The following is a 12883-nucleotide window of genomic DNA, read 5'->3' as shown; positions in this document are numbered from 1 at the left end:
CTCGCAGTCAGTCGCCGTATGCAGATAATATAATCAATACAAACTCTCACGGAGAAAGCCATGGGTCAGTCCGAACTGCCATTGATCGACCTGTTTATTCGCCTGTCCATCGCCACGGGCCTGGGCTTTTTACTCGGGATTGAGCGAGAGTTACGGGGCAAGCCAGCCGGGCTGCGCTCGCACATGCTGGTGGCCATGGGCTCCGCCGCTTTTGTCATGGTCGGCATGGAGATTCTGTATGCCACGGCCACGGGCGACCCGTCAGCGCGTATTGATCCCACCCGCATCGTCGAGGGTGTTGTTGGCGGGATCGGTTTTCTGGGTGCAGGCTCCATCATCCAGGCGCGGGGCCACATACAGGGCATTACAACCGGGGCGTCCATCTGGATCGCCGGGGCTGTGGGTGTTGCCAGCGGTGTGGGCAACCTCCCTCTGGCCGGGCTTACAGCGGCCTTTGCTCTGGTGACCATCACAGTGCTGGGCTTTTTCGAGAAAGAAGTACTGAGTGACCGGGATCAGTAGAAGTTGCCAACCAGCCGGGTGCCACCCAACTGGTCCATTTGCCGCCGGATCCAGGACACCCTTTCCCGGACGTAGGGCGAGGGATTGCCGGCATCAAATACCTTGGGGTTGGGCAACACTGCTGCCAGTCGCGCTGCCTGGGTGGCGGTCAGCTGATCCGCCGGCACGCCAAAGTGGACCTGGCTGGCGGCCTCGACCCCGTATAGTCCGGGCCCGAACTCCGCCACGTTGAGGTAGACCTCCATAATCCGACGCTTTGGCCAGAGTCCGTCCATGGCCACCGCCAGTGCGGCTTCAACTCCCTTGCGAACATAACTTCGCCCGCCCCACAGAAACAGGTTCTTGGCGGTTTGCTGGGTAATGGTACTGGCACCACGCAGGCCCTCACCGCCCCGGAACTCGTTGACCGCTGTCGCGATGGCGTTGGTATCCAGGCCCCAGTGGGTCAGAAAGCGCTGGTCTTCGCTGGCAATAACAGCCAACGGCATCCAGGGGGAAATCTCGTCCAGAGGCACCCAGTTGTTCCGGACACCGGACAGCGAGCCGGATTCCACCTGGTATCCCAGGATGAAAGCGGTGGTGGGCGGGTTCACGAAACGGAAGAGCAGCAGCACCACCAGGGTCAGGCCGAGGCCCAGTAACACCAGCAGGAAAAGCCACCGCAGGGTGATCCTCACCAGCTTCACGGGTGTTCCCTGATACAGGTTTGTCGACTTTCAGCGTGCCTTTGCGGACGATGGGCACGGCACGGCTGTGCAGCAAGGGGCACTAGCGGGGCTCCAGCATCCGGACCAGCTGATTCCCCACCGAGGAAACCGGTCCCATAATGGCATCGTGGATCGCATCACCGGCGCTGGTGGTATAAGCCTTGCCATCGGTGGATTCCAGGAACCCGAGATAGGCATCGAGGTCCCGATCGGAGAATGGCTCGTACATGGACAGGAACGTCAGATACACCTGTTCCCGAATCTGGCCCTCGATGGCGGGGCGATTGTCCTCGATCCGGGCACGTACCGATTCAACGGATTCGTCTTTGCTCAAGGCCGCCAGGGAATCAGCAAGTTCGAGCTGAACGGCCATCGCGGTTTCCACTGCAGTATCCGTGGCTTGCGTGGCGCGGTTATAGCGCTCGAACAGCTGCTCACGGGGCGTGCCATTGAATTGCTGTCGCAACGAGGGCGCCGCTGCCCTGACGGCTTCCCAGTCAGCCGGCGAGGCCGCGTCTGCCTCCGCACCGGCTATGCGCTGGCCCAGGTCGGACTGATACCACGCCTGTACCGCCTCCAGCTGTGAGGTATCCAGATCTTCGGAGAGATCCGCCGCCAGCCGGGAGCGGATCTGCCGGGGGTCGAACGCGCGGCTGCCAATGCCGGCAATGGTCTCGGCCACAAAGGGGTCAACCTGCCCGGTGCCTGCCAGCCCGTCACGGATGCCGGCCTTCAACATCGCCCGGGAACGATCAGCAATCGCCCCCAGGGGCGAAAGCCGGACCACGGATTCCGCCAGCGGTGATGCCTGCGCCGCCGACGCGAGCAGGCTCAGCAGCAAGCCGGCGATAAGTGCAAGGGCCGCTACCCGTGAATGTGACTGACGCATGACAATACCCCCACCAAAGAATCTCAGGCCCGTTTATGACATGGCGAGCCAACCCGGGCAAGACAAAGCGGAGGGGTTTCGATGACGGTTTGGACATCTGGTGTTCCGACACCAACGGGCACTGCAGCCGGAACCAGGCAGCCGCGGGGCCGGGTCCCGAACGCAAAAAGGCACCCGTTGCAGCGGGTGCCCTTTTTAACGCGTCGGCAACGGACGTCTACAGGCTGGCGAGGGCATCCTCGACAATCTGCATGCCTTCATCGAGTATGTCGTCCTCGATAGTCACCGGCATCAGGAAACGGATGGTGTTGCCATACATGCCGCAGCTGAGCAGGATAAGACCGTGCTGCTTGGCATAGGCCGTCACCTTGGCGGCGAGATCCGCCCGGGGTTCCCTGCCCTGCTTGTCGGTCACCAGCTCGATGGCGGCCATGGCGCCAAGATTGCGAACGTTGTCCACGTGTTCGAACTTTTCCTGCCACTGGGCAAAGCGTTTGCCAAGCTTGTCGCCCAGCGCCTGGCTCTTGCCCAGAATGTCCTCTTCCTCGAACACTTCCATCACTGCCAGAGCCGCCGCGCAGGCGGTGGGGCTGCCAGTGTAGGTGCCGCCCAGGGAATTGGGGCCGGAGGCATCCATCACCTTGTCGGTGCCGACAATAGCCGAAATCGGCATGCCATCGGCCATGCTCTTGGCCATGGTCATGATGTCCGGCTCAACGCCGCTGTGCTCGATGGCAAACAGCTTGCCGGTACGGCCGAAGCCACTCTGGACCTCGTCGACGATCATCAGCATACCGTGCTCGTCGCAGATTTCGCGGATCTTCTTCAGGAAGCTGGTTGAAGCCGGATAGAAGCCGCCCTCACCCAGCACCGGCTCGATCACCACGGCGGCGGTATCTTTCGGGTTGGCATCGGTTTTCAACACCATTTTCAGTCCACGGAGGGCCTCATCCTCGGACACGCCGTGATAAGGCACCGGGAAAGGCGCACGGAAAACCGTGCCTGGCATGGGGCCAAAGTCGGTGGCATAGGGCGCGACCTTGCCGTTCATGGCCATGGTCATGAAGGTACGACCGTGATAACCACCGTCAAAACAGATCACGTTGGTCTTGCCGGTGGCGGCGCGGGCTATCTTGAGCGCATTCTCCAGGGCTTCGGCACCGGAGTTGGCGAGCATCACCTTGCCGTGACCGCGTACCGGTACCACCTGGCTCAGCTTTTCCGCCACCCTGACATAGCCCTCATAGGGCATGACGGTCTGGCAGGTATGCATCAGCTTGTCCAGTTGCGCCTTGACCGCTTCGACCACTTTGGGATGGCGGTGGCCAATGTTGAGCACACCGATACCACCGGCAAAGTCGATCATGCGCTTGCCGTTGGCATCCCACAGCTCGGCGTTACGGGCGTGGTCTGCAAACTGTTCGTTCGGGCTGGCAGCGCCGGCTGCCACATACCGTTCTTTCAGCTTCTGCAATTCTTCGTTGGTCATGCGTCGCCTCAGACTTGTTTCAGAATAGGTTGGATGTGTGTTCAGTATGGTCGAAGGAAGGCCTGTCTTGCCACCCCGCCCGGGGATAAATCCGCTGCCTTTAAGGTATCTATAAATATCTTTTATGTTCTGTTATCAGAATAATTCAGTTGATTGATAGGGGCGCCGGTTTCATAGTGATCTCACTGCACAGGATCTGATCAGCGTTCGCTGTTCAGGCACCACCAACAACCGCCGACGCCCCGGAGGCAGATTATGGATTTCCAGTATTCCGACAAGGTCAAGGAACTGCGCCAGCAACTGCTGACGTTCATGGACGAGTACATCTATCCGAACGAAGAGGTTTACCAGCAACAGAAAGAAGCCAATCAGGCACGTGGCCGCACCTATGCCAAGGTACCCATTGTTGATGAGCTGAAGGAAAAGGCAAAAGCCCAGGGTCTGTGGAACCTGTTCCTGCCGGAAGAGGAATATGGCCCTGGTCTTACCAACCTGGAGTATGCACCGCTGGCGGAAATCATGGGCCGGGTACTGTGGTCCTCGGAAGTGTTCAACTGCGCCGCCCCCGACACCGGCAATATGGAAGTGCTGGCCCGCTATGGCAGCGAAGAGCAGCAGGCCACCTGGCTGCGGCCCCTGCTGGACGGCCAGATCCGCTCGTCCTTCGCCATGACCGAGCCCGCCGTAGCCTCCAGCGACGCCACCAACATCGAAACCCTCATTCAGCGAGATGGCGACGACTACCTGATCAATGGCCGCAAGTGGTTCATCACCGGCGGCTGTGCCGAGGAAACGAAATTCTTTATCGTGATGGGCAAGTCGGACCCGGACAACGCCGACCGCCACAAGCAGCAGTCCATGATTATCGTGCCCAAGGATACCCCGGGCGTGACCATTGTGCGGGACATGCCGGTGTACGGTTACTATCACGCGCCCAAGGGTCACCCGGAAATCCTGTTCGATAACGTGCGGGTACCCGCTGGCAACCTGATTCTCGGTGAAGGCCGGGGCTTTGAAATCGCCCAGGGGCGGCTCGGACCGGGTCGTATTCACCATTGCATGCGGGTGATCGGCCAGGCGGAGCGGGCGTTCGAGATCATGTGCCAGCGGCTGACGTCCCGCGTGGCCTTCCACAAGCCGCTGGCAGATCAGGGCGTTTGGCGCGAGCGGATTGCCGACTGCCGCATTGCCATCGACCAGACCCGTTTAATGGTGCTGCAGGCAGCCCAGATGATGGACCTGGTCGGCAACAAGGTGGCCAAACAGCAGATTGCCATGATCAAGGTGGCCGCCCCGGACATGGCGCTGAAGGTGATCGACTGGGCGATCCAGGCCCACGGCGCCGGCGGCTATACCGAGGACTTCCCCCTCGCCGACATGTGGGTCTATGCCCGTCACCTGCGGACAGCGGACGGCCCCGACGAAGTGCATCGCAATTCCATTGCCAAGGAGGTCCTCAAGGCCTACCGGTAACAACGATAATGGCCCGGCAGGCAAGCCGCCGGGCCATGGTTCCCCTTCTGCATTCTTCGAGTGCCGCTCTGCTCCCTGCCCCCATCATTCCCGCCGCAGCCTGTACCCGAGGCGCACCACAGGGACACAAAGCGTTACGCGCTGTTACGGCACCTGCACTGATCATTAATTACAATTCACTATAATTGCGTGTAATCCCACCAGACGGAGGACGACGCCCATGCCAGCCGGCGCCGACCCCATTGACTGCGACAACCTGCAGGCGCTGTTCGACCTGTGCAATGGACGTTACTTCAACGGCACCCTGCGGTGCAGTGACGCCTTCACCGTGAGCTACAGTGCTGCAGAGCGGCAGATGAGCCGGTTCCGCTACTGCACGGACACCGGGCAACCCCTGGCCATCGACCTGTCTTACCGGCTGCGGGACCACCCAAGGGCGCTGCGCAGCATTCTGGTGCGGGAGATGATCCCGATGCTGGCACTGCAGTGCTACCGGGATACCGGCGACGTCACCTTTCTGGACCGTGAGCCTCTCTACGGTCACCTGTTCATTGAGCCCGGTCTCGGGGCGTTTTTTCTGGCCCAGATGGAACACCTGAACCTGCAGTTCCCGGAGCTTTGCCTGACCGTCAAACCCCGCTTTGGCAGCGGCTCACTGTTTGACCAGAACCGGATCCCCACCGCCCGACTGGTGATCATACCAACGGACCCGGCCAATAACGCCGGCGTCATCTATCGCCTGCACGACAAGGCACCGACCCACTGGCGCGCGCTGCGGGAAATGGCATGGCTTCACCACAACGCCCATGACATCAGTATACTGCGGGTGTCCGGGGCGCTCGCCGAGGCCTACCCCTTGCTGCGCAAGGACCACCAGCCACGGGCCAATGCCCGCGCACATCCGGAAACAGACTTCGATCTGGTGGTTCAGGAACTTCGCGATCACCGCCTGACCGCCGAGCTGAAGGCAACCGGAGTGCCGTCGGAACCGGATGCCGTCAGCGGGCAGTTCGCCGGCTGGCACCCGGAAGCCTACTCGGGCTACTGAAGCGTCCGTCAGGCATTTTCCCCGAACGCCCCGATCACCTTCAGGCTGCCCGGGCGGCAGGTAACGGCAACCGGTGTCTTGCCCGCCACATCCCCATCCACAGTCACCGTCTTGACATGGCGAGTGGTGACCCGGCAATGCGGCCAGGTCAACTTCACAACGGTCTTTTCATCTTTCGGCGTGCGCCCCAGGAAGCGGGTTGTGATGAACGCACTCATCAGGGTCAGTACCGAGGCAGGGCGCACGGCAATCACCACCAGTTCACCATTGGTAAGGCTGGCGCCGGGAACCTTGCTGCCACCCCCGAAATAGCCACCATTGGCAATTGCGATGGAAAGCCAGCGTCCGGCCACGGTCGCCGTATCCGTTGTGATGGTGGCCCGGAACCCACGCCTGGAGAACACGCGCCGGGCCAGGGAAAACAGGTAACTGAGCTGGCCCAGGCGCTTCTTGGCGTCACCATTGGCGCTGGCATCCCGGGCGGGCATGGTGCCCAGGCCGATATGAACAACGTTCAGACACAGACCGCCATCCAACGCCGCCACGTCCACCGGGTGCGGGCTGTACTCGACCAGAGCCTGGCAGATGGCTTCCGGGTCGTTGTCGATACCCAGGTTGCGAAAGAAATCATTGGCGGTGCCCGAGGGCAATACCGCCAGGGTGGCGCCCGTCTCCAGACACAACCCCGCCGCGCGGTTCACCGAGCCATCACCGCCGGCCACGAGGATGCGGTCACCTGGCATGACCTCGCGGACCCAGTCCAGGCGGTCCAGGTCGCAGCCTCTGACGCCATCCAGACCAACTTTGGCGAGGTGCTCCCGCCAGAAGCCCTCATTACGTTCGTCGCCCCCTGCCTGCGGGTTGGCCAGAAGCCAGTCTGTCATCACCCCTCCGGAAGTCTCTGTCATCGGGCATCGGATACGCCGGCGCATTCACTGGCCGGGAACCGGCTCACGCTGCCACTGCCTCCACAGGTTAAACCATCCGGCAGGTGACCGGATGACAATCCGTTCACGGCCCGCATCCACCCGGCACCGGCACGTCAATCGCCGCAGGCCCCAGCGTCACGCAGCAGGTCAACGAATTAATCAGACGGGACACCAGGACACCTGATCAGGGGGCAGCAATCAAAAGTTCAGGAAGCCGGGCTCGTGCCCCGTACGGGTACGGCTGCGCTGAAGGATATTGGCAGGCTCTTCTGCCACACTCTGACGAATGTAAAAATCCACGAGTTTTTCAATGACGAAGCGGCGCACGGGCTTGTGATAGCAGGCCTGCATGCCCGCCTTCAGGCATCGCTGGCGAAACTCGGGCGTATCATTGGTGGTAATCCCGATGATGGGGACATCCGGCGGCAGCAGTTGCCGGAGACGAATCTCCAGTGCGGCTTCGGGCCCATCAAGACGCGGCATCTGGCCGTCCATGAGAATCATGTCCCAACGCCCCCGCTGTACGGTATCCAGTGCTTCCATGCCATCGGCGGCGCTGACGGGGTCAACATTCAGCCTCATCAGCTGCTTGCGCAGAATCATCCGGTTGATCGGATCATCGTCCACCACCAGCACCCGGGGGATGCCTCCATTGCGGACAGACAACTCCGGGTCATCAGCCACCGACGACCGGGAGAAACCGCCGTGCTCCGGCTCCCCGACGGGATCCGGTTGCCTCCGCCGACGCCATACCCGCTCGTTACCGAATTGCAGCATCTTGACCCAGAGGATGAGCGCCACTTCCAGCAACAGAATGCCGCCAATCAGCACAATGGGGCCATGGAACGGCAGTGAAGGCTCACTCCAGGTGTCACCCGGAATACTGAGACTGTTCCAGACCAGCGCCGGCATGATCGCAGCCAGCACAACCACCGTATAACTGATTATGCGGAACCCGCGCGCGCGGCGAGCCCCGGGAAGCCGCGGGAAACGACGCCTGATTTTACCCCATGTCATTGGCGCACGGGGTGTGCCAGACTCGTTCTTTCTGCGGGCAAGTCCCATCAAGGTCCTCCAAACTGGTCATCGAGCCCGCCGAGAAGACGGTTCCCTGATACCCCACCTGGCATATTCGGCCAGACGGCGAACGTTTCGACTCAAAAAACCGGAGGAGCTATCTGAACCTGAGACTGACGGTGGAAGAACCGCCCTTCCGGGGCAGATAACCTGTCCAAAACATGGATTTTTGGTCCATTCAAACTCACACCATGACCTGAGGAACCACAGAACAACAGCTATGGTGTTTGCATTCATTCTTCCCCTTACCAGATTATGGACTGGTTGTAATAGAGAGTGAAAGAGCGAGCCGACAGAATTATGAAGCTGGTAGACATTTAGTGGGAGCCAACATGTTGTCGGACATCAACCCGGTATGGCTGGGTGCCTTTGCAAGTCTGCTGGCCGGTATGGGTACAGGGCTGGGCGCCCTGGGCGTGTTCCTGGTTCGCCGCCTGTCGCCGCGGCTGGAGGACGGGCTTCTCAGTGCCGCAGCCGGAGTCATGCTGGCGGCCTCATTCTTTTCGCTATTGCTGCCGGGCATCGAGTATGGCGAAGCCTTGACCGGCAGGACCTGGCTGGCCTCGCTCATCGTTATCGCGGGGCTGTTGATGGGTGCCGGCGTCCTCTACTGGCTCTACCGGCGCCTTCCCAGCGACAGTGACAGCCTGACGCCGCCGGGACCCCATGCTCCCGAAATAAGGCACGTGCATCGTATCTGGCTGTTCGTGATTGCCATCACGCTGCACAACTTCCCCGAAGGCATGGCCGTGGGCGTTGGCTTCGGCACCGGCGACCTGGGCAAGGGTACGGCCCTGGCCATCGGCATCGGCCTGCAGAACATTCCCGAGGGTCTTGCCGTTGCCGTGTCGCTATTGGGAATCCGCTACTCCCGCACCCAGGCTTTTCTGATTGCCTTTTTCACCGGCCTGCTGGAGCCTCTGGGCGGGTTGTTCGGCAGTACCATGGTGTGGCTCGCCCAGCCAATGATGCCCTGGACCCTGGGCTTTGCTGCCGGCGCCATGCTGTTCATAATCAGCGACGAAATCATTCCAGAGACACACCAGCGGCCCTATAAAACCCTCGCCACCTTCTCACTGCTGGGTGGCTTCGTGATCATGATGTTCCTCGATGCCAGTCTCGGCTAGTGTCCCGCCTGAAGGCACCTGACCGGACCCTGTTGCCCGGAAAGCTGTGATCAGGTCATAATCCACTGTACAAACTGTTACCTGATCATTACTTTTATCAAACAGACGCGACATCGAGCAGCGTCTAGATTTTACCCATATACAACAACAATAGGCCGGAGAAAACACACCTCCGGTACGGGAGTCGTCAAAATGTCAGCACCTGTTGATCGCCTTCAGGAGCGTGTTGTCGATGCCAGCGAACCGCTGGCCGACATCATGCCATCCGCCATCACTCTGGCCATGATGCTTCGCCACCGCAATACAGCCAGCTGGCTCCGGTCGGAGTTCGAGGGTTACGACCAGGCAGCGGAACTGCCCGGCTACCGACACGATGTCAATGGCCACATCGTGGCAAGATCCCCCCAATACGGCTGGATACCAGCCCCCATCGACCGCCACCAACTGCGACAGTTCGGACACCTGGACCTTCGTGACGATGTCCCCGGGCTCGAGCAAACATGCCTGAACTGCAAGAAGGGTACTGGCCACCGCATCAGCCTGCCGGGAGACCAGTTGCTGGAGCTTCAGCACAAGATCAACCTGTCCGCCGAACTGGCCATCAATATCAGCCGCAGCACCTACTGCCAGCTACTGAAAACCATCCGCGGCAGCCTTTACCTGTGGACCAGTGCCATTCTGGAGGCCGGCCTGTCCGGCGATCACAACGCCTTTAGCCAGGATGAAAAGGAAAAAGTGGCCTGCCTGGACAACCCGGACCGTTTCTGGCGGGAGGCCATGGCATCGGTGGATGACCTGCCGGTACCCGGCGTAAGGGAAGCCGGTTTCCTAGAAAGGATGTTCGGCCGCACGGGTTAATCCGGCGACCCCCACATCAAGGGCAGGCGTTCGGGCATCAAGACGTGATGAAGCTAACAAAACCCAGCGATCAGGACGGCACATTTTACAGTTGGTGACAGTTTCGGAACTCCCCCTGTTTATAATGTGGATACATTATCCACCATTGGCTGGCCCTGAATGCCTCCCCTGTTCCGAAAATCTCCGCGCCCGAGAACACCGTCAAGGGTGGTAACCACCCAGCGACAGGTTGATATTCCCGCCTCCCGGGCCCGCATCGGTATGCACGTGGTGGGGCTGGACCGGCCGTGGGAAAACGTGCCGCTGCTGTTCCAGAGCTTTGTCATCGACCAGCCCGAGCAGGTGGAGATTCTCCGCACCCATTGCCAGTGGATCACCGTGGAACGGACCGCCTACACCGAACAGGTCGCGGCGGAAGCGGCTGCCCACCGCAAGGCCATCGCCGACGGCTCCGGTTTCGAAGCCGAACGTCCTTTGTCGGAAGAACTGCCCCACGCCCACCGACGCTACCAGGAAGCCCAGCGTTACATTGACTCCCTGCTACTGAAAGCGGCAGACGGTCAGAGCCTGCCCCTGAAAGAGGCCCGGGATATTGTCCGCAACTGCATCAACAGTATCAGCAGCAACCCCAACGCCATGTTCTGGCTGACAAGAATCCGGCACCGGGACGCCTACACCGCGGAACATTGTGTACGCGTGGGCATCCTGGCCATCAGCTTCGGACGCTTTGTCGGGCTCGATGAAAATCAGCTCGAGACCGTCGGCCTCTGTGGCATGCTTCACGACGTTGGCAAGATGCGGATACCGCCGGAGGTGCTGAACAAGCCGGGCGCACTGGACGCTGACGAGTGGCGCCTGATGCAACGCCACCCCGAGTATGGTGCCGACTTGCTGGGCTCGGACCATGAACTGGAACCGGCTGTCCGCGATGCAGCGCTCTCGCACCACGAACGACTGGATGGCAAAGGCTACCCCAGCGCCCTCACCGGACCGGCCATCAGCCAGCTCACCCGCATGGTCTCGATTGTCGACGCCTATGACGCCATGACCAGCGACCGCGCCTACCGTGAGGGCATCCCGACCCAGGAAGCTCTGAAAATTCTCTACAAAAATCGCGGCAACCAGTTCGACGACCAGCTGGTGGAAGCCTTCATCCGTCTGATCGGCATCTACCCCCCGGGCAGCCTGGTGGAACTCCACACCGGGGAGGTGGCGGTGGTGCTGGCTACGAACTCCCGGCACAAACTGCGCCCCCTGGTGGAGGTGGTACTGGACAGCGACCGGCACGCCTGCCTGCCCAGAGTACTCAACCTTAACCACGGGCCCACCGACGCCGACGGTAACACCTACAGTATCCGCAAGGCCCTGCCCGACGGGGTGCCCGGCTTCAGCCTGGCCGAGCACATCCGTCATCAGAGCGACAACGGGGCCGGGGCTGGCACGCCTAAACCAGAGCCCCGTTGACCATGGCCCGCAATTCCTGCCGCACCGGGTAGGATGACGACGGCATCAACTGGGTCATGAACACCATGACCATCTCCTCCACCGGATCCACAAAGAAATTGGTGCTGGCCAGCCCGCCCCAGCCGTATTCACCGACGGAGCCATTGGTATGAGACTTGGCGACATCGGTCTTCACGGAAAAGCCGAGGCCAAAGCCGTTGCCCTCATAGGGCGTCTCGCTGAAAGCGCCGATGGACAGGCCGGGCAGGTCCTGATTGCCTGGCAGATGATTGGAGCGCATGAACTCCAGAGTCTTGCGACCGATGATGCGCTGCCCCCCGAACTGCCCGCCCTGACACAGGGCCTGGGCAAACCGGAAGTAATCATCCACGGTGGATACCAGACCCGCCCCTCCGGCAAGAAAGGCGGGCCGATGACGATAGCGGGAGGTTTCCGGGTCATCCTGCAGCTTCATGGTATTACCGGGCTGATGCAGGTAGCAGGCGGAAAACCGGTCCAGCTGGTCGTCCCTCACCTGGAACCCGGTATCCGTCATCTGCAGCGGGTCGAAGATATGCTCCTGGAAATACTCGTCCAGTGGCTTGCCGGACAGCAGCTGCACCAGGTAACCCAGCACGTCGGTGGACACCGAGTAGTTCCAGGCGGTGCCGGGGTCGAACTCCAGCGGCAGCTCCGCCAGCTGCTCGACCAGTTTTTCCAGGGTCAACTCCTTGCTGCCATCCAGCTTCAGGGTGCGGTAGGCGGCGTCCAGGTTGGAGCGGAACAGGAAACCATAGGTCAGCCCCGACATATGGGTGAACAGGTCCCGGATGGTCATGGTGGTGGTTGCCGGACGTGTCAGCATGTCGGGATAAACGCCACTCTGATACACCCGGCGATGCTTCCACGACGGAATATACTTGTGCACCGGATCATCCAGCAGAAAACGCCCCTGCTCATACAGCTGCATCATGGCGATGGAGGTGACCGGCTTGGTCATGGAATAGATCCGGAACAGGGTGTCGCGCTGTGCCGGCTTGTTCCTTTCCACATCCATCAGCCCCTGGGCCTTTACCCAGGCGATCTCGCCCTTGCGGGCCACCAGGGTCACGGTGCCCGGGAGCTTGCCCGGGCGGATATAGTTTTCGTCCAGGTGGCGGGTGATATTCTCCAGTCGGTCCAGGGAGAGACCGGCAACAAGGTTCGAGTCTGACATGGGGGTTCCTGTTATTGTTGGATCGTTTGCGACAAAACGCCATTGAACCGGCCTGACACCGGCACCATAAATGAAATAACGCACAGCTTATTTCATAGCGTAAAA

Annotated in this window: 12 protein-coding genes; 6 read left to right on the top strand and 6 right to left on the bottom strand. The window is 60.8% G+C overall.

Going from position 1 to position 12883, the window contains the following annotated elements:
- Window positions 1-60: 60 nt before the first annotated feature.
- Window positions 61-522: an MgtC/SapB family protein gene (locus IE079_RS11500; RefSeq protein ID WP_189576552.1), complete on the top strand. Its 462-nt coding sequence runs from the start codon at window positions 61-63 to the stop codon at window positions 520-522.
- Here IE079_RS11500 and mtgA read toward each other — a convergent pair.
- The 3 genes from mtgA to gabT all read right to left on the bottom strand — a co-directional run bounded on the left by mtgA (window position 516) and on the right by gabT (window position 3607).
- Window positions 516-1202 (bottom strand): monofunctional biosynthetic peptidoglycan transglycosylase, encoded by a 687-nt coding sequence (gene mtgA, locus IE079_RS11495; protein ID WP_227712491.1) that lies wholly within the window; start codon window positions 1200-1202, stop codon window positions 516-518. The genes IE079_RS11500 and mtgA overlap by 7 nt on opposite strands.
- A gap of 88 nt (window positions 1203-1290) precedes the next feature.
- Window positions 1291-2118, bottom strand: coding sequence for a DUF2059 domain-containing protein (locus IE079_RS11490; protein WP_189576548.1), 828 nt, complete (start codon window positions 2116-2118; stop codon window positions 1291-1293).
- A 217-nt stretch (window positions 2119-2335) separates the two neighbouring features.
- Window positions 2336-3607, bottom strand: a complete 1272-nt coding sequence (gene gabT / locus IE079_RS11485; RefSeq protein ID WP_189576546.1) for a 4-aminobutyrate--2-oxoglutarate transaminase — start codon at window positions 3605-3607, stop codon at window positions 2336-2338.
- Window positions 3608-3862: 255 nt separating this feature from the next.
- On the opposite strand from gabT, the gene IE079_RS11480 reads away from it, so the two are divergent.
- Together IE079_RS11480 and IE079_RS11475 are read left to right on the top strand one after the other, a co-directional pair.
- Window positions 3863-5080: an acyl-CoA dehydrogenase family protein gene (locus tag IE079_RS11480; protein ID WP_189576544.1), complete on the top strand. Its 1218-nt coding sequence runs from the start codon at window positions 3863-3865 to the stop codon at window positions 5078-5080.
- 220 nt (window positions 5081-5300) lie between these two features.
- Complete coding sequence (locus tag IE079_RS11475) at window positions 5301-6128, top strand: hypothetical protein (protein ID WP_189576542.1); 828 nt, start codon at window positions 5301-5303, stop codon at window positions 6126-6128.
- A gap of 8 nt (window positions 6129-6136) precedes the next feature.
- On the opposite strand, the gene IE079_RS11470 is transcribed toward IE079_RS11475, so the two are convergent.
- Both IE079_RS11470 and IE079_RS11465 read right to left on the bottom strand, forming a co-directional pair.
- Window positions 6137-7012: a diacylglycerol/lipid kinase family protein gene (locus tag IE079_RS11470; RefSeq protein WP_189576541.1), complete on the bottom strand. Its 876-nt coding sequence runs from the start codon at window positions 7010-7012 to the stop codon at window positions 6137-6139.
- Window positions 7013-7255: 243 nt separating this feature from the next.
- The gene (locus IE079_RS11465; protein WP_189576539.1) at window positions 7256-7969 is read right to left on the bottom strand and encodes a response regulator; all 714 of its coding nucleotides are present in this window, start codon (window positions 7967-7969) and stop codon (window positions 7256-7258) included.
- Window positions 7970-8466: 497 nt separating this feature from the next.
- Between IE079_RS11465 and IE079_RS11460 the strand changes: the two genes are divergently transcribed.
- The 3 genes from IE079_RS11460 (at window position 8467) to IE079_RS11450 (ending at window position 11583) form a co-directional block, all read left to right on the top strand.
- Complete coding sequence (locus tag IE079_RS11460; RefSeq protein WP_189576537.1) at window positions 8467-9261, top strand: ZIP family metal transporter; 795 nt, start codon at window positions 8467-8469, stop codon at window positions 9259-9261.
- Between the two features lie 192 nt (window positions 9262-9453).
- Window positions 9454-10119: an AbiTii domain-containing protein gene (locus IE079_RS11455; RefSeq protein WP_189576535.1), complete on the top strand. Its 666-nt coding sequence runs from the start codon at window positions 9454-9456 to the stop codon at window positions 10117-10119.
- Between the two features lie 207 nt (window positions 10120-10326).
- On the top strand, window positions 10327-11583 hold the full coding sequence (locus IE079_RS11450) for a cyclic di-GMP phosphodiesterase (RefSeq protein WP_189576533.1): 1257 nt from the start codon (window positions 10327-10329) through the stop codon (window positions 11581-11583).
- Here the strand turns inward: IE079_RS11450 and IE079_RS11445 are convergent.
- Window positions 11564-12778 carry a serine hydrolase domain-containing protein gene (locus tag IE079_RS11445; protein WP_189576531.1) on the bottom strand — a complete coding sequence of 405 codons (1215 nt, stop codon included), beginning with the start codon at window positions 12776-12778 and terminating at the stop codon, window positions 11564-11566. The genes IE079_RS11450 and IE079_RS11445 overlap by 20 nt on opposite strands.
- Window positions 12779-12883: the final 105 nt, after the last annotated feature.

This window comes from Marinobacter zhanjiangensis, assembly GCF_014651935.1.
Lineage (GTDB): Bacteria > Pseudomonadota > Gammaproteobacteria > Pseudomonadales > Oleiphilaceae > Marinobacter > Marinobacter zhanjiangensis.
This window is presented reverse-complemented; position numbering and strand designations above follow the sequence as displayed.

Bases quoted from the DNA above. Each gene is read 5' to 3' on its own strand.
- IE079_RS11465 (WP_189576539.1), bottom strand. From the start codon at position 7,969: ATGCCGGCGCTGGTCTGGAACAGTCTCAGTATTCCGGGTGACACCTGG.
- IE079_RS11480 (WP_189576544.1), top strand. From the start codon at position 3,863: ATGGATTTCCAGTATTCCGACAAGGTCAAGGAACTGCGCCAGCAACTG.
- IE079_RS11500 (WP_189576552.1), top strand. From the start codon at position 61: ATGGGTCAGTCCGAACTGCCATTGATCGACCTGTTTATTCGCCTGTCC.
- gabT (WP_189576546.1), bottom strand. From the start codon at position 3,607: ATGACCAACGAAGAATTGCAGAAGCTGAAAGAACGGTATGTGGCAGCC.
- IE079_RS11475 (WP_189576542.1), top strand. From the start codon at position 5,301: ATGCCAGCCGGCGCCGACCCCATTGACTGCGACAACCTGCAGGCGCTG.
- IE079_RS11455 (WP_189576535.1), top strand. From the start codon at position 9,454: ATGTCAGCACCTGTTGATCGCCTTCAGGAGCGTGTTGTCGATGCCAGC.
- IE079_RS11460 (WP_189576537.1), top strand. From the start codon at position 8,467: ATGTTGTCGGACATCAACCCGGTATGGCTGGGTGCCTTTGCAAGTCTG.
- IE079_RS11445 (WP_189576531.1), bottom strand. From the start codon at position 12,778: ATGTCAGACTCGAACCTTGTTGCCGGTCTCTCCCTGGACCGACTGGAG.
- IE079_RS11470 (WP_189576541.1), bottom strand. From the start codon at position 7,012: ATGACAGACTGGCTTCTGGCCAACCCGCAGGCAGGGGGCGACGAACGT.
- IE079_RS11490 (WP_189576548.1), bottom strand. From the start codon at position 2,118: ATGCGTCAGTCACATTCACGGGTAGCGGCCCTTGCACTTATCGCCGGC.